The organism is Longimicrobium sp., from assembly GCA_036387335.1.
GTDB lineage: Bacteria > Gemmatimonadota > Gemmatimonadetes > Longimicrobiales > Longimicrobiaceae > Longimicrobium.
The window spans coordinates 32,048-47,795 of sequence record DASVTZ010000008.1; the positions used below are offsets into that span (position 1 = coordinate 32,048).

Sequence of the window (15,748 nt, forward strand, 5' to 3'; positions counted from 1 at the left end):
GAATGCGCGCCGCAGCCGCGGCGTCGGTGCTGGTGCTTGCGGCTTGCGGGCGGGATTCGGACGCGGCGGTGGCCAAGGGGCCGGCGGAGATCGTGCTGGGACCGGAGGCGATTGAGATCGTTTCCACCCGCGAGGTGTCGAGCGGGCCCACCCTTTCCGGCACGCTGGCGGCGGAGCGCGAGGCGGCGGTGACGGCGCAGCTCGGCGGGACGGTGCTGCAGGTGACGGCGGACCGCGGGCAGCCGGTGCGCGCGGGGCAGACGCTGGGGCGCATCGACGACTCCGCGATCCGCGACGCGGTGATCTCCGCCCAGTCCGGGGTGCGGTCGGCGCAGATCAGCGTGAGCACGGCGCAGCGCAACTCGGAGCGCGCCGCCACCCTCAACCAGGCCGGCGCCGTGGCGGACCGCGACCTGGAGCTGGCGCGCAGCCAGCTGGCTGCGGGGCAGGCGCAGCTCGCCGATGCCCGCACGCGGCTGGCGCAGGCGCGCAAGCAGCAGTCCAACACCATCATCTCGGCGCCGATCAGCGGCATCGTGAGCGCGCGGCCGGTGAGCGCGGGCGACGTGGTGCAGCCGGGGACGCCGCTCTTCACCATCATCGACCCCGGCAGCATGCGGCTGGAGGCGGCGGTGCCGGCGGAGCAGCTCAGCGCGCTGCGGGTGGGCACACCGGTGAGGTTCACCATCAGCGCGTACCCGGGGCGCACCTTTACCGGCACCATCCAGCGCATCTCCCCCGCGGCCGACCCGGCCACGCGGCAGATCCCGGTGGTGGTGACGATCCCCAACCAGGACGGGGTGCTGGTCTCCGGCCTCTTCGCCGAGGGGCGGGTTCAGGCGGAAGCGCGGCAGGCGGTGACGGTGCCGGCCGACGCGGTGGACGAGCGCGGCGTGGCGCCCAGCGTGCTGCGGCTGCGCGGCGGCAAGGCGGAGCGGGTGACGGTGCAGCTCGGCGCGCGCGACTCGGACACGGACCGCGTGGAGGTGATCACGGGTTTGGCGCCGGGCGACACGGTGCTGGTGGGGGCGGCGGTCGGCACCACGCCGGGAGCCAAGGTACGGGTGCGCGCCGCCGGCGCCGCCCCGGCACGGTAAGGAGACGGCACCATGTTCATCTCGGATTTCGCCATCAAGAAGCCCGTCGTCACCGTGGTGACGATGCTGGCGCTGGTGGTGTTCGGCATCTTTGCGCTCATCAATCTGGACACGGACGAGTTCCCTGAGGTCTCGCCGCCCATCGTGAACGTGGCGGTGCCGTACCCCGGCGCCTCGCCCGACATCGTGGAGCGCGAGGTGGTGGAGCCGATGGAGGAGGCGATCGCCGGGATCAGCGGCGTGGACCGCGTGACCTCGCAGTCGCTGGACGGCTTCGGCACCATCCTGGTGGAGTTCAACTTCGAAAAGGATCTGCAGCAGGCCACGCAGGACATCCGTGACGCCGTGTCGCAGATTCGCGGCGACCTGCCGCCGGAGATGGAGGAGCCGATCCTCACCCGCTTCGACCCGAACGACCAGCCGATCGTCTCGCTGACGCTGTCGTCTCAGGCGCTGCGCTCCCCCGAGCTCACGCGGCTGGCCGACCCCGGCGTGACGCGGCAGCTGCGCGGCCTGCAGGGCGTGGCCGAGGTGAACGTGGTGGGCGGCGTGGAGCGCGAGCTGACGGTGGAGGTCGATCCGCAGCGCATGCAGGCGGCGGGCATCGGCATTCCGCAGGTGGTGCAGGCGGTGCAGTCGCAGAACCTGGCCGCGCCGGTGGGGCGCATCAACGGCGCGCTGGACGAGCGCACCATCCGCCTGCGCGGCCGCCTGGCGAACCCGGCGGAGTTCTCGCAGCTCGTGGTGGCGCAGCGCGGCGGGCAGATCATCCGCCTGGGCGAGGTCGCCACCGTCCGCGACGGCACCGAGGAGGCGCGGTCGGTGGCGCTCTTCAACGGGCGCCCCGCGGTGGGGATCGAGGTGGTGAAGTCGCAGGGGTACAGCACCACCGCCGTCGCCGAGCGGGTGCTGGCCGAGATCACGGAGCTGCAGAAGACGCTGCCGGCCGGCGTGGAGCTGGGCGTGGTGCAGAACGCCGGCGAGCGGGTGGAGAACTCGGTGAACAACGTGCAGGAGACGCTCATCGAGGGCGCGCTCCTCACGGTGCTCGTCGTCTTCATCTTCCTCAACTCGTGGCGCAGCACCATCATCACCGGCCTGGCGCTGCCGGTGTCGGTGCTGGCCTCGTTCACGGCGGTGTGGGCCTTCGGCTTCACGCTCAACACGATGTCGCTGCTGGGCCTCTCGCTGGCCATCGGCATCCTGATCGACGACGCCATCGTGGTGCGAGAAAACATCGTGCGCCACGTGGAGATGGGTAAGGACCACTACACGGCGGCGCGCGAGGGCACGGACGAGATCGGACTGGCCGTGGCGGCCACGACGTTCTCCATCGTCTGCGTCTTCGTGCCCATCGCCTTCATGGGGAGTTTGGCGGAGCAGTGGTTCGCGCCGTTCGCGCTCACCATCGCCTGCTCGGTGCTGGTGTCTCTCTTCGTGTCGTTCTCGCTGGACCCGATGCTCTCCGCCTACTGGCCGGACCCGCACGTGCCCGAGAACGAGAAGTGGTGGATCACGCGGATGCTGGACCGCTTCAACCGCTGGTTCGACCACCAGGCGCACCGCTACCGCCGGGTGATCGGGTGGGCGCTGGACCACCGGCTCTTCATCGTGATGCTGGCGCTGGGGATGTTCCTGGGCGCCCTGCAGATCCCCGCCACCGGCATCCTGGGCTTCGCCGTGGTGCTGGGGATGGCGCTGCTGGCCGCCGTCGTCGCCCCGCTCGTACCCATCGGGCGCAGGCGCCGCGGCAAGATCCTGGGCGGCATCGGGCGAGCGGCGGTGGTGCTGGGCTCGCTGATGATCGGGATGATGGCGGCAGGGATGGTGCCCGTCGTCTTCAAGCTGGGCGGCGAGTTCTTCCCCGCCGACGACCGCAGCGAGTTCATGGTGGAGATCGACACTCCGCCGGGCAGCAACCTGGCCTACACGCAGATGAAGGCCGAGGAGGTGGCGTCGCTGGCCCGCGGCAAGCCCGAGGTGCGCTACACCTACACCACGGTGGGCGGGCGCGGCGGGGCGGTGGACGAGGCGACGGTCTACATCCGCCTCACCCCCAAGGGCGACCGCGCGCGCGGGCAGGACGAGATCGCGGCCGAGCTTCGCGAAGAGGCCAAGCGCATCGGCGGGGCGGAGGCGGCGCTGGCCACGGGCGGCTTCGGCAACCAGAAGCAGATCCAGATCCAGCTTCGCGGGCCGGACCTGGCCACCCTCAACACCCTCGCCGAGCAGGTGATGGCTGAGGTGAAGCAGGTGCCCGGCGCGGTGGACGTCAGCCTCTCCACCAAAGGCCAGCGCCCGGAGCTCACGGTGGAGCTGAACCGCGGGCTGGCGGGGTCGCTGGGCGTGACGGCGGGCCAGGTCGCGCAGGCCCTCCGCCCCGCCTTCGCCGGCATCGATGCGGGCGACTGGGTGGACCCCTCGGGCGAGACGCGCGACGTGTACGTGCGCTTCTCCGCGGAGGCGCGCAGCCGCACGGCCAACCTGGAGGCGGTGCCGCTGGTGCTCCCGCCGACGGGCGCGGGCGGGCCGGTCTCGGTGCCGCTGGGGCAGGTGGCCCGCGTGCAGCGCAACCTGGGCCCCGCCGTCATCAGCCACCTGGACCGCGAGCGCGTCATCAACGTGGAGGCTAACACGGAGGGCGTCCCGCTGACCGACGTGGTCGCCGGCATCACCCAGCGGCTGGAGAAGGTCAACGTCCCGGTGGGCTACCAGGTGTCGCAGGGCGGCGAGACGGAGGACCAGAACGAGGTGTTCGGGCGCATCTTCTTCGCGCTGGGCGTGGCGGTGATGCTGATGTACCTGATCCTGGTCGTGCAGTTCGGCTCGTTCCTGGACCCGCTTCCCATCATGTTCTCCCTGCCGCTCTCGCTGGTGGGGGTGATGCTGGGGCTGCGCATCACGGGGAACACGCTCAACATCATGAGCATGATCGGCGTGATCCTGCTGATGGGGATCGTGGCCAAGAACGCCATCCTGCTGATCGACTTCGCCATCTGGTCGCAGGAGAAGGGGCTGCCGCGGCGCGAGGCGCTGATCGAGGCGGGCGCCATCCGCCTGCGCCCGATCCTGATGACGACGTTCGCGCTGATCGCCGGCATGATCCCGGTGGCGCTGGGGTCGGGCGAGGGGGCGCAGTTCCGCTCACCGCTGGGGGTGGCCGTGATCGGCGGCACCATCACCTCCACCCTGCTCACCCTGATCGCGATCCCGACGTTCTACGAGATCCTGGACGAGCTGCGCGAGAACACGATGGCGTTCTTTGGGCGCAAGTCCACGCACGCAGCGGGTGCGCATGGCGGCGGGCACGGTGGCGGCGGGCATGGCGACGAGCGCCCGCGCCGGGTGACGGTGCTGGAGCCGGAGGCGGTGCCGGGGGATTGAGGGGCCCTCACCCCCCGGCCCCCTCTCCCGATAACAGGAGAGGGTGCCCCTCTCGTTCTCGGGAGAGGGGGAGAACAGCGGGCCGGTGGCCGATGGCCGGGCGACGGGGCGCGGGAGGGCACGGGCAGCCACGTGGGGCGGCCCCTACAGGGGGTCGGGGTGCGTTGCCGGAGTTTGGCGCGCGGGAGAGGGTGGGCAGACACGCAGGTCAGCCCCTACCGGAATCCGGGCGACGCAAACCGCCCCCTCTCATGATAACGGCGAGGGCGCAGCCCTCTCCTGTTATCGGGAGAGGGGGCAGCGAGGAACGAGCGGGGGTGAGGGCGAGCTAAACGGTTGTTCCGGTTGCATTTAGGTGTAATCTGTTGTAAATTCGCGGCTTAGCTTCGGTGGGGTTGGAGCGGGCCTTACAGGGGGGAAGGCGATGCAGGCGGAGAGAGAGGCCACGGAGCACGCCACGCTCCCCGAGGCACGGCAGCGCACCCGGGTGCGGCCGCTGCGGCCGGTGGAGAAGGGGCTCGGCGGGCTGGGACGCGGGGCGGAGAACCTGCTCGCCCACCTCGGGAACATCGGGTCGCTGGTGTGGCAGACGGCCGTGTACCTGTTCACCGGGCGCATTCCGCTGCGCGAGGTGGTGCGGCAGATGTACTGGATGGGCGTGTCGTCGGTGCCCATCGTGCTGGTGACCGGGATCCTGGCCGGCGTGGTGACCTCGCAGCAGGGCGGCTACCAGTTCACCGGCTCCGTGCCGCTGTACGTGCTGGGAAGCGTCGTGACCTCGTCGGTGGTGCTGGAGCTGGGGCCCATCATGACGGCCGTGGTGCTCATCGGCCGCGTGGGCGCGCGCATTACCGCCGAGCTGGGGACCATGCAGGTGTCCGAGCAGATCGACGCGCTCCACTCGCTGGGGCGCGACCCGGTGCGCACGCTGGTGTCGCCCCGCATCATCGCGGGGATCATCGTGGTGCCCTGCCTGGTGGGGCTCGCCAACACGGCCGGCATCCTGAGCGGGATGTTCTCCGCGCAGGCCACCATCGGGCTGAGCGCGGACTCGTTCCTGTACGGCGCGCAGCTCTGGTGGCACAGCTGGGACCTCTTCTACTCGCTGTGCAAGGGCGTGGTCTTCGGCTTCGTGATCCCGCTGATCGCCAGCCACATGGGGCTCACCACCCGCGGCGGCGCCGAGGGCGTGGGGAAGGCCACGACGAGCGCGGTGGTGCTGATGACGCTCGCCGTCCTCTTCCTGGACGCGCTCTTTCCGCCCCTCCTCCTCAACTGATGATGGAGGGAGCGATGAACGGCCAGCCGATGGTGGAGTACCGCGACCTGCACAAGCGCTTCGACCGGCCCATCCTGGCCGGGGTGAACCTGCAGATCGGGCGCGGCGAGACGCTGGCGGTGGTGGGGCACTCCGGCACGGGCAAGAGCGTGCTGCTCAAGACCACCATCGGGCTGATCCACCCCGAGCGCGGCGACGTGGTGATCGACGGCGATTCGGTCGTCAACGCACCCAAGCGCACGCTGGACAAGATCCGCCGCAAGGTGGGCTACGTATTCCAGAACGCGGCCCTGTTCGACTCGATGACGGTGTTCGAGAACGTGTCGCAGGGGCTCAGCGACCAGGAGCAGCGCGAGGCGGGGGAGGAGGAGGTGCTGCGGCGCGTGGTGAACGCGCTGGAGCTGGTGAACCTGGACCCCAACGCGGTGCTCGGTAAGATCCCCTCCGAGCTCTCGGGCGGGATGAGGAAGCGGGTGGGGATCGCGCGGGCCATCGTGTCGCGCCCGCAGATCCTGCTGTACGACGAGCCGGTCACGGGGCTCGACCCGGTCAACGCGACGGTGGTCCACCGGCTGATCGCCCGCCTGGCGGGGGAGCTGGGGGTGACCTCCATCATCGTGACGCACGACATCGAGGGGGCGCTCCCCATCTCCGACCGGGTGGCGATGCTGGACCACGGGGAGATCCGCTTCGTGGGCACGCCGGACGAGTTCCGGGCGAGCCGCGATCCGCTGGTGAGGGCGTTCCTGGAGCGCGACGTTCCCGACTCAGACCTGCTCGAGGCAGTATAATGATACAGCGCGCAGATGGCGGGGCCCCCACGGCCCCGCGCAACCGAATCCCTAGCGAGGACCTCGCCACCGTGAGCGTCGCACGCACTCCCCGCCGCGAAGTGCAGGTCGGCATCTTCGTGCTGGTGGGCATCCTTTCCGTGCTCTTCGCCCTCTTCCTGCTCACCGACCCGGGCACCTTCCGCGGCCGGTACTACATCTCCACGCTGGTGGAGACGGCGGGCGGGATCCGAAAGGGCGACCCGGTGCAGCTCCGGGGCGTGAACATCGGCCGCATCCGCTCCTTCGAGATCCAGGACAACGGCGTCCGGGTGCGGATGGAGCTGGAGGGCGAGTACCCGGTGCCCTCCGACTCGCGCGTGTACCTGAGCAGCAACGGGCTGCTGGGCGGCGTCGTCGCCACCATCCTCCCGGGCCGCTCGCGGCAGAAGCTGGCGGACGGCGGCATCCTGCCCTCCACGGACGCGGCCGGCGCCGGCGCCAGCGACATCATGGCCACCGCCACCGCCGTCGGCACGCGCGCGGACACCGTTCTTGGCCGGGCACAGGCCCTTCTGAGCCAGCAGACGATCGGTGCCGTGCAGACGAGCGCCACCGAGTTGCAGGCGATGCTGACGGAGCTCAGCGCGCTGGCCGCCGAGCAGCGGCGCGAGCTGCAGGGCGTCTCCGGCTCGCTGCGCCGCTCGGCCGCGGGCGTCGAGGGCGCCGCGACGCGTCCGGAGCTGGCGCGCGCCATCGCCCGCACCGACTCCATCTCGCTGCGGATGGACGCGGCGGCCCGCTCGTTCAACGCCGCCGGCGAATCCATGGCGAGCATCGCCGGCCGCATCGACCGCGGCGAGGGCACGCTGGGCAAGCTGAGCCGTGACGAGTCGCTCTACAACAACCTCAACGCCGCCGCCGCCAACATCAACCAGACAGCCACGCGCTACGGGTCGCTGGCAGAGGACATCCAGGCGAACCCGAAGAAGTACATCAATTTGCGGGTGTTTTAGAGGGGGCCCCCTCCCCCGCTCGTTCCTCGCGACCCCTCCCCCAAACCGCGGGGGAGGGGTGTTTGCGTGCATCCGTGCCGGTCTTGCCGCACCGTCACCGGTAGGGGCAGACCTGCGTGTCTGCCCGCCCTCGCCCCCACCGCGACGCCCGCCATTCGGGGCCGACACCCGTAGGGGCCGCCCATGTGGCTGCCCGTGCCCTCCCCACCACCATCGCTCGCGCTTCCGGCCCCGCCCTCTTAGGTGCGTGCGGCACCGGGTGGCGCCCGCGAGGGTCACAGATTCCATGCGCGCCACGATTTAGAGGAAGAACGATCCCGCGGTGCTTTCCGCCCGCGACGGGTACTTGCGTGACAGTCAGCGTGGTTTGGCCCGTCGCTATGAACGAATGTGTACCCACGGGCCGCACTTTATGTTACATTAGATGTTCCGCCTTCACGCTCTGATGTTCCAGCCCGCATTCGGCCATCTCCCAGACCCTTTGCTTGTGTCGCGGCCGTTCCGCCGCGCACCCGCAGCAGCCATATATTTCAGCAATGAACCAGCAGACCCTCACCCCTCAAGACCGCGTACTCCGAATCGACGAGATCCGGCGCCGCATAGACGCGCTCCGGGCGGAGATGCGCGAGCTCGGCGGCGACGAGCGCACCACGCTGTTCCCGCGCGACCGCGAAGCCAGCGAGGTGCTGCAGGCTTCCATCGACGCGCTCTCCGCGCACCTGGCCGTGGTGGACGGGGAAGGCGCCATCGTGGCCGTGAACGAGGCGTGGCGCCGCTTCGGCGAGGAGAACGGGGCCGCACGCAGCTACCTGGGCGAGAGCTACACCGGCGTCTGCGCCCGCGTGCGCGGCGGCGACGGCGACATGGCCAGGCGCACCGCCGAAGGGATCCGCGCCGTGCTGGCCGGGGAGACGGACTTCTTCACCCTCCAGTATCCCTGCCACACGCCACGCGAGCGGCTCTGGTTCCAGCTTCGGGTGACGCCGCTCGTGTCGGACGGGGTGCGGCACGCCGTGGTGGCGCACGAGAACGTGACCGCCGAGCAGAGCGCCCGCGCCGAGGCCGAGGCCGAACGCGACCGCGCCGTGCGCATCCTCGAAAGCGTGACCGACGCCTTCTTTGCGCTCGACGAGGACTGGCGCTTCCGCTACCTGAACCCACAGGCCGAGCCGCTCCTGCGCCGGCGGCGCGATGAGCTGCTGGGGCGCCGCATCTGGGACGAGTTTCCCGAGGCGGTGGGGACGGTGTTCGAAACGGAGTACCGCGCCGTGGTGGAGACGGGCCTGCCCAGGACCTTCGAGACCTACTTCGCCCCGCTGGAGGGGTGGTTCGAGGTGAACGCCCACCCCAACGACGGCGGGGTGTCCGTTTACTTCCGCGACGTCACCCGCCGCCGGCAGCGCGACGAGGAGGCCGCGAAGTTCACCGAGCGGCTCGCCGAGGAGCGGAGCCTGCTGAACGCCGTGGTGCAGCAGCTCCCGGTGGGGGTCATCATCGCCGAGGCGCCGTCGGGGCGCCTGATCCTGGGGAACCGCAAGATCGACGAGATCTGGAGCCACGGCTACATGTCGTCCGGCTCGGTGAGCGAGTACGGGGACTGGGAGGGGTACCACCCGGACGGGCGGCGCGTGCGGGCGGAGGAGTGGCCGCTGGCCCGCGCGCTGCGCACGGGGCGCAGCGTGGTGGACGAGACGTACGAGATCGTGCGGCCGGACGGGGTGCGCGGCACGGCCCGGCTGAGCGCCACGCCCGTGGCGGACGCGCGGGGCGACATCGTGGCCGGAGTGGTGATCGCGGCCGACATCACCGCCGAGGCGGCCGCCGCGCGCGCCGTGCGGGCCAGCGAGGAGCGCTACCGCCTGGTGTTCAGCGCCACAAACGACGTGCTGTGGGACTGGGAGCTGGCGAGCGACACGCTGGAGTGGAACGAGGCGCTCACCGCCGTCCTCCGCCACCCGCGCGGCAGCGGCATCACGAACCTCGCCTGGTGGGAGGAGCGCATCCACCCCGAAGAGCGCGCGCGCGTCGTCGCCAGGCTGCGGTCGGCCCTGGACGGGAGCGACCTCACCTGGTCCGACGAGTACCGCTTCGCGCGCGGGGACGGGAGCTACGTGCGCATCCTGGACCGCGCCTACCTCCTGCGCGAGGCGGACGGCCGCCCGGTGCGGATGATCGGCTCCATGCTGGACCTCTCGGAGCGTGACCGCGTGGAAGACGCCGTGCGCCTGCAGGCGCTCCTGCTGGACACGGTGCAGCAGGCCGTGATCGCCACCGACCTGGACGGCGCCATCACCTCGTGGAACCCGTACGCCGAGCAGCTCTACGGCTGGCGCGCGGACGAGGTGCTCGGGCTCACGCGGCGCGAGCTGTTCGGCGCCGACATCGACGAGGCGGACGCCGAGGCCGCGGAGGCGCTGGCCAGCGGCGAGAGCTGGACGGGGGAGCTGACGCTGACGCGGCGCGACGGCCGCCCCCTGACGGTGATCGCCACCCGCTCGCCGGTGCAGGACTCCACGGGGCGCACCATCGGCGTGGTGGGCGTCTCCACCGACCTCACCGAGCAGCGCAACCTGCAGGAGCAGCTCCGCCAGTCGCAGAAGATGGAGGCGGTGGGGATGCTGGCGGGCGGGGTGGCGCACGACTTCAACAACGTGCTCACCGTCATCGGCGGCAACGTGAGCCTCCTGCTGTCCGACACTCCGGCGGACGACCCGCGCCAGGAGGACCTGCGCGAGATCCGCCAGGCGGCGGAGCGCGCCGCCTCGCTCACGCGCCAGCTCCTGGCGTTCAGCCGCCGCCAGATCCTGAAGCCGCAGAGCCTGCAGGTGGGCTCGCTGGTCTCCGACATGCTCCCCATGCTGCGGCGCCTGATCGGCGAGGACGTGGATCTCCACTTCAACGCCCGCGACCAGGCGGTGAGCGTGGAGGCCGACCCGGGGCAGCTGGAGCAGGTGCTGATGAACCTGACGGTGAACGCGCGCGACGCCATGCCACACGGCGGGCGCATCTCCATCGAGACGGCGGAGGCGGAGTTCGACGGCTCGCAGCGGGCGTGGGACGGGTCGCTGATCCCGGCGGGGCGCTACGTGATGCTGGCGGTGAGCGACACGGGGAGCGGGATGCCGCCGGAGGTGATGGGGCACATCTTCGAGCCCTTCTTCACCACCAAGGAGGTGGGGCGCGGCACGGGGCTCGGGCTGTCGACGGTGTACGGAATCGTGCGGCAGAGCGGGGGGCACCTCTGGGTGTACTCGGAGGTGGGCGTGGGGAGCGTCTTCAAGATCTACCTCTCCGCCGCGGCGGCCGGGCGCCCCGCGCGCACCCCGGCCGACCCGGCGGCGGCGGGGGGCACGGAGACCATCCTGCTGGTGGAGGACGAGGACGCGGTGCGGATGGTGGCGCGCCGCGCGCTCACCCGCTCCGGCTATGCCGTTCTGGAGTGCCGCAACGGCGTGGAGGCCATCGAGATGGCGGAGCGGCACGGCGGCGTCATCGACCTGGTGCTGATGGACGTGGTGATGCCGCACATGGGCGGCCACGCCGCCGCCCAGCGGCTGGGGGACATCCTGCCTGGCGTTCCGCTGGTCTTCATGTCCGGCTACACGGACGACGAGGTGCTGCGGCGCGGCGTGCTGACCTCCGCCGCGCTCTTTCTGCAGAAGCCTTTCACCCCCTGGTCCCTCCTGGAGATCATCCGCGCCACGCTGGACCAGCACGCCGCCCGCTGAGCTTCAAAACGAAAGTGAGACAATCCGGTCAGAACGCGAAGCCGATGTTCACCAGGCGGATGGTGGGGATCACTACCGGGAGGTCGGAGGCGTCGTCGATGTCGCCGCCGATCAGGCGGCGGGCGCCGATGCCGGTGCCGATGAAGAAGCGGCGGTCGCGCCCCACCAGCCAGTTGTAGTTCAGCTCCACACCCACGATGAACGCGGATGAGGTCGTGCCGTCATCCTGCCGCACCTGCGAATCCACGACGAACTCCTCGAAATCGTTCTCGTCGGTCACCTGGCCGTACCCCAGCGATCCGCCGATGGAGAAGCCGGAGAGGGGGCGCGCCTGCGGATAGTAGCGGAACTTGGCCTCGACGGTGGCCAGCGCGTCGTTGTCGGGCGAGAAGTACGCCCCCGCCACGCCCACGGTGGTGGTGGTGCTGACCGCCCGCTCGTACTCGCCGTTGAAGTAGCCGAAGAGGAGGCCCAGCGGATTCGCGGAGATGACCTGCTGGTACGCGGGCACGGAGTCGGTCTGGGCGCGCGCCGGGGCGGCGGAGACCAGGGCGGCGGCTGCTACGGCGGCGATGAATCGCTTCTTCATGGATACGGGACCGTGTGTGGAAGAGTGCTGGGATCGGAAGCCGGGAGCGGCTCCCGATGGTGCATCTGCAGGCGAATGCGCGAGCGCGGGCGGTTCTGACGAAGCCGGGCCTACACGGCCCAGCGCAGCTCCGGAACCCGCGGGATCTCGCCGATCTCGGCGGCAAGGGCATAGAACGCCCGAAGCCCCTCGATCATGGACGGGTCCAGCTCGAACGACAGGTCGCCCCAGTAGCGCTCGAGGAACGGGGGCTCGAAACCGAAGTGCGGCCCCCAGCGCACCGCCAGCTCCGCGCGGTTGCGCGCGCCGTACTCGCGCGAGGCCAGCAGGGTGCGGTGCAGGCGGCGCAGCGCGTCCGGGCTGCCCCCCGCCACCTGCCATACGGCGAAGGCGAAGGGGAGCCCCGTCTGCTCCCACCAGACCTGGCCCAGGTCGAAGCGAAAGGGAAGGCCGGGGTGCAGCCCTCCGCGCAGCGCCACGTCGCCGATGAAGAGCGCCGCGTCCGCGCCGGCGGCGAAGGGGTCGTCGCGGGCCTGGTCGAACCAGTGGAAGGCGGGCTCCACGCCCCAGCGCGTGCGCAGCAGCACCTTGAGCAGCACCACCGAAGTCGCCGACGCGGTGGGGATCGCCACGCGCGCGCGGTCGAGCGACTCGGGCGGGCGGCGCGCCAGGAAGAGGATGCTCCTCACCGGCCCCCGCGACCCGATCACCAGCTCCGGCATGATGCCGTACTCATCCGCATGCCGCGCGAACTCGATGCTGGACGACGGCGCCACGTCGATCTCGCCGCGGTCCAGCATCCCGTTCAGCTCCGACGGCACCCCCTCCACCACCGAGAGCCCCGCCCCCAGCCCGCCATCCAGGATCCCGGCGTGCACCGGAAAGCAGTTGCTGTACGTGATGTGCCCCAGCCTGAGCGCCCTCTCCTCCTCCATCGCCCCCTCCATCCAAAAAGAAAACAGCAGTCTCACGCGGAGACGCGGAGGCGCTGAGAGAACTTCGCGTGCTCTCCTCTGCGTCTCCGCGCCTCCGCGTGAGGCCGCAGTAGAAGCCGGTTCAACCCGGACGCTGGAGCACGCGGTTGGTGGCCTCCCAGATCAGCTCCGCCGTCCCCTCCACGCCGAAGCGTGCGGTGTCGACGCTGAGGTGGTAGAGGGCGGGATCGAGCCAGTCCTGCCCGAAGTGCTCGCGGACGTACGCGCGCCGGTCCGCGTCCGAGCGGCGCACGCGCTCTGTGGCGACGCGCTCGTCGATGCCGAAGTGCTCCCTCACCCGCGCCACCCGCGCCGCGAACGGGGCATGTAGCAGCACGTGAAAGGTGTCCGCGTTGCCGCGCAGGATGCACTGCGCCCCGTGCCCCACGATCACCGCCGGCTCCTCCGCCGCGGCCTGGGCCACGATGCGCCGCGCCGCCTTCGCCGTCGCCTCGGGCGAGAGGGCGGCGGGGACGCCGGCGAGCGACTCCGGGAAGCTCTCGGAGAGATACAGCCCCAGCCGCTCCACGAAGCGCTCCACGCGCTCGGTGTTGGCCTCCACCTGCTCAGGCGCCACCTCCAGCTCGGCGGCGATCCGCTCCACCAGCGCGCGGTCCAGCAGGCGCCAGCCGAGCGCCTCGGCCAGCCGGTTGGCCACCGCCTCGCCGCGGGCGCCGAACTGCCTCGCAATCGTGACCACCGTCATCCGTCACGCCTCCGCCGAAGGTGCGCGCTGAGAATGCCCCCCGCCGCGTCCCCTTGTCAACGCGCGCGCACCGGCCTAACGTCCCACGACCCATCCCGATTCGCGAAAGTGCCCGCCGTTCCCTCCACCCGGGGTCCTCCATGTCAGGTCCGTCCACACCGCCGCCGCCTGAACCGCTCACCGCCGATGCCTGGGCGCGGCTGGAGAACGACCCCGAGTTCCGCGCCCTGGTGGCCGCCAAGCGCCGCTTCATCATCCCCGCCACGCTCTTCTTCGTGGTCTACTACTTCGCCCTGCCGGTGCTCGTGGGCTACTTCCCCCGGGCGATGGGACGCGACGTGGTGGGGAACGTGAACGTCGCCTACCTCTTCGCCCTGTCGCAGTTCTTCATGGCGTGGATCCTCATGGTGATGTACGTGCGCCGTGCCCGCGACTTCGACGCCCAGGCCGAGCGGATCGCGTCGCGCGCCCACGCGGGAGGTGCCAGGTGACCACTTCGCTCCTGATGTTCGTGGGCTTCGTGCTCCTGACGCTGGGGATCACCTTCTGGGCATCGCGCCGCACGCAGACCACGGCGGAGTTCTACAGCGCGGGACGCAGCATCACCGGCTTCCAGAACGGGTGGGCCGTGGCGGGCGACTACATGAGCGCCGCCTCGTTCCTGGGGATCGCGGGGCTGATCGCCTTCTACGGCTACGACGGCTTCATGTACTCGGTGGGATGGCTGGTGGCGTACCTCACGGTGCTGCTCCTGGTCGCCGAGCCGCTGCGCAATACGGGCAAGTTCACCATGGCGGACGTGCTGGCCTTCCGCCTCAGGAGCCCCAAGGTGCGCACCGTCGCGGCCATCTCCACGCTCACCGTCTCGCTCTTCTACATGATCGCGCAGATGGTGGGCGCCGGCTCGCTGGTGAGCCTGCTGATCCCGCAGATCTCCTTCAACCTCGCCATCGTGATGGTGGGCGCGCTGATGCTGGTGTACGTGATCTTTGGCGGGATGCTGGCGACGACGTGGGTGCAGATCGTGAAGGCCGTGCTCCTGATGATGGGCACCATCCTGCTGTCGCTGCTGGTGATGTACCGCTTCAACTTCTCCTTCATCCAGTTCTTCGACGCGGTCGCGGGCGTGACGGGGCAGGTGTGCGCGGACGGGGCGGTGAAGAATGGCATCTGCCCCGGCGGAGGGGCGCCGATCACAAAGGACTTCACGCAGCCCGGCCTGTACTACCACGGCAAGTGGGGCCCGCTCTCGCTGATCTCGCTGGGCGTGGCGCTGATCTTCGGCACGGCGGGGCTGCCGCACATCCTGGTGCGCTTCTACACGGTGCCCTCCGCCATCGCCGCGCGCACCTCGGTGGTGTGGGCGATGATCCTGATCGGCACCTTTTACATCATGACCACCTTTCTCGGCTTCGGCGCCGCCACGCTGGTGGGGAAGGCGAACATCGGGCTGATGAAGGATGGAAAGCTCATCCCCAACCAGAACCTGGCCGCGCCGCTGCTGGCGCAGGAGGTGGGGGGCGAGATCTTTCTGTCGTTCGTGGCGGCCATCGCCTTCGCCACGATCCTGGCGGTGGTCGCGGGGCTGACCATTGCCTCGTCATCCGCCTTCGCGCACGACATCTGGTTCAGCGTGGTGAAGCGCGGCGAGGGGCACGACGAAAAGGAGCAGGTACGCGTGGCCCGCATCGCCGCCGCCCTCATCGGAATCGTGTCGATCGGGATGGCGATCGCGCTGCGGTCGCTGAACGTGGCGTTCCTGGTGGGGCTCGCCTTCGCGGTGGCCGCCAGCGCCAACGTCCCCGCCATCCTGCTGACGCTGTACTGGCGGCGCTTCAACACCACGGGGATGGTGACGGGGATGCTGGTGGGGCTGATCTCGTCGGTGGTGCTGATCGTCCTGAGCCCCGCCGTCATGGGCGTCGACCCGCCGGCCGCCGCCACCCGCCACCTGATCCAGGCCGCCGCCATCTTCCCGCTGGACAACCCGGCCGTGGTCTCGGTGCCGCTGGGCTTCCTGGCCGCCATCCTCGGCTCGCTCCTGTCGCGCGACCCGGTGTCCGAAGCCGCGTACAGCGAGCTGAACGTGCGGGCGAATACGGGGCTGGGGGCGGTGTAGGGGGCGGGCGGGGGGGGGGGGGGGGGGGGGGGGGGGGGGGGGGGGGGGGGGGGGGGGGGGGGGGGGGGGGGGGGGGGGGGGGGGGG

The 15,748-nt window shown here is 70.7% G+C and carries 11 protein-coding genes; 8 read left to right on the forward strand and 3 right to left on the reverse strand.

What is annotated here, in order from left to right:
• Positions 1-2 precede the first annotated feature (2 nt).
• The 6 genes from VF647_00840 (at position 3) to VF647_00865 (ending at position 11,274) form a co-directional block, all read left to right on the forward strand.
• The gene (locus tag VF647_00840; GenBank protein HEX8450604.1) at positions 3-1,097 is read left to right on the forward strand and encodes an efflux RND transporter periplasmic adaptor subunit; all 1,095 of its coding nucleotides are present in this window, start codon (positions 3-5) and stop codon (positions 1,095-1,097) included.
• Positions 1,098-1,109: 12 nt separating this feature from the next.
• Positions 1,110-4,481 (forward strand): efflux RND transporter permease subunit, encoded by a 3,372-nt coding sequence (locus VF647_00845; GenBank protein ID HEX8450605.1) that lies wholly within the window; start codon positions 1,110-1,112, stop codon positions 4,479-4,481.
• 424 nt (positions 4,482-4,905) lie between these two features.
• Positions 4,906-5,760, forward strand: a complete 855-nt coding sequence (locus VF647_00850; protein HEX8450606.1) for an ABC transporter permease — start codon at positions 4,906-4,908, stop codon at positions 5,758-5,760.
• Positions 5,761-5,774: 14 nt separating this feature from the next.
• Positions 5,775-6,551, forward strand: coding sequence for an ATP-binding cassette domain-containing protein (locus VF647_00855; protein ID HEX8450607.1), 777 nt, complete (start codon positions 5,775-5,777; stop codon positions 6,549-6,551).
• A gap of 71 nt (positions 6,552-6,622) precedes the next feature.
• Positions 6,623-7,546, forward strand: a complete 924-nt coding sequence (locus VF647_00860) for an MlaD family protein (GenBank protein HEX8450608.1) — start codon at positions 6,623-6,625, stop codon at positions 7,544-7,546.
• A 536-nt stretch (positions 7,547-8,082) separates the two neighbouring features.
• Positions 8,083-11,274 carry a PAS domain-containing protein gene (locus VF647_00865; GenBank protein HEX8450609.1) on the forward strand — a complete coding sequence of 1,064 codons (3,192 nt, stop codon included), beginning with the start codon at positions 8,083-8,085 and terminating at the stop codon, positions 11,272-11,274.
• A gap of 28 nt (positions 11,275-11,302) precedes the next feature.
• On the opposite strand, the gene VF647_00870 is transcribed toward VF647_00865, so the two are convergent.
• The 3 genes from VF647_00870 to VF647_00880 form a co-directional block, all read right to left on the reverse strand.
• Complete coding sequence (locus VF647_00870) at positions 11,303-11,863, reverse strand: hypothetical protein (GenBank protein HEX8450610.1); 561 nt, start codon at positions 11,861-11,863, stop codon at positions 11,303-11,305.
• 110 nt (positions 11,864-11,973) lie between these two features.
• The gene (locus VF647_00875) at positions 11,974-12,798 is read right to left on the reverse strand and encodes a menaquinone biosynthesis protein (GenBank protein HEX8450611.1); all 825 of its coding nucleotides are present in this window, start codon (positions 12,796-12,798) and stop codon (positions 11,974-11,976) included.
• Positions 12,799-12,919: 121 nt separating this feature from the next.
• Entirely contained in the window at positions 12,920-13,543 is a 624-nt protein-coding gene (locus VF647_00880) for a cytidylate kinase-like family protein (protein ID HEX8450612.1), read from the reverse strand.
• A gap of 140 nt (positions 13,544-13,683) precedes the next feature.
• Here VF647_00880 and VF647_00885 point away from each other — a divergent pair, with 140 nt between their 5' ends.
• Together VF647_00885 and VF647_00890 are read left to right on the forward strand one after the other, a co-directional pair.
• Positions 13,684-14,034 carry a DUF485 domain-containing protein gene (locus tag VF647_00885; protein HEX8450613.1) on the forward strand — a complete coding sequence of 117 codons (351 nt, stop codon included), beginning with the start codon at positions 13,684-13,686 and terminating at the stop codon, positions 14,032-14,034.
• Complete coding sequence (locus tag VF647_00890; protein ID HEX8450614.1) at positions 14,031-15,662, forward strand: cation acetate symporter; 1,632 nt, start codon at positions 14,031-14,033, stop codon at positions 15,660-15,662. The genes VF647_00885 and VF647_00890 overlap by 4 nt, the downstream gene beginning before the upstream one ends.
• Positions 15,663-15,748 lie beyond the last annotated feature (86 nt).

Bases quoted from the DNA above. Each gene is read 5' to 3' on its own strand.
- VF647_00840 (HEX8450604.1), top strand. From the start codon at position 3: ATGCGCGCCGCAGCCGCGGCGTCGGTGCTGGTGCTTGCGGCTTGCGGG.
- VF647_00845 (HEX8450605.1), top strand. From the start codon at position 1,110: ATGTTCATCTCGGATTTCGCCATCAAGAAGCCCGTCGTCACCGTGGTG.
- VF647_00850 (HEX8450606.1), top strand. From the start codon at position 4,906: ATGCAGGCGGAGAGAGAGGCCACGGAGCACGCCACGCTCCCCGAGGCA.
- VF647_00855 (HEX8450607.1), top strand. From the start codon at position 5,775: ATGAACGGCCAGCCGATGGTGGAGTACCGCGACCTGCACAAGCGCTTC.
- VF647_00865 (HEX8450609.1), top strand. From the start codon at position 8,083: ATGAACCAGCAGACCCTCACCCCTCAAGACCGCGTACTCCGAATCGAC.
- VF647_00870 (HEX8450610.1), bottom strand. From the start codon at position 11,863: ATGAAGAAGCGATTCATCGCCGCCGTAGCAGCCGCCGCCCTGGTCTCC.
- VF647_00875 (HEX8450611.1), bottom strand. From the start codon at position 12,798: ATGGAGGAGGAGAGGGCGCTCAGGCTGGGGCACATCACGTACAGCAAC.
- VF647_00880 (HEX8450612.1), bottom strand. From the start codon at position 13,543: ATGACGGTGGTCACGATTGCGAGGCAGTTCGGCGCCCGCGGCGAGGCG.
- VF647_00885 (HEX8450613.1), top strand. From the start codon at position 13,684: ATGTCAGGTCCGTCCACACCGCCGCCGCCTGAACCGCTCACCGCCGAT.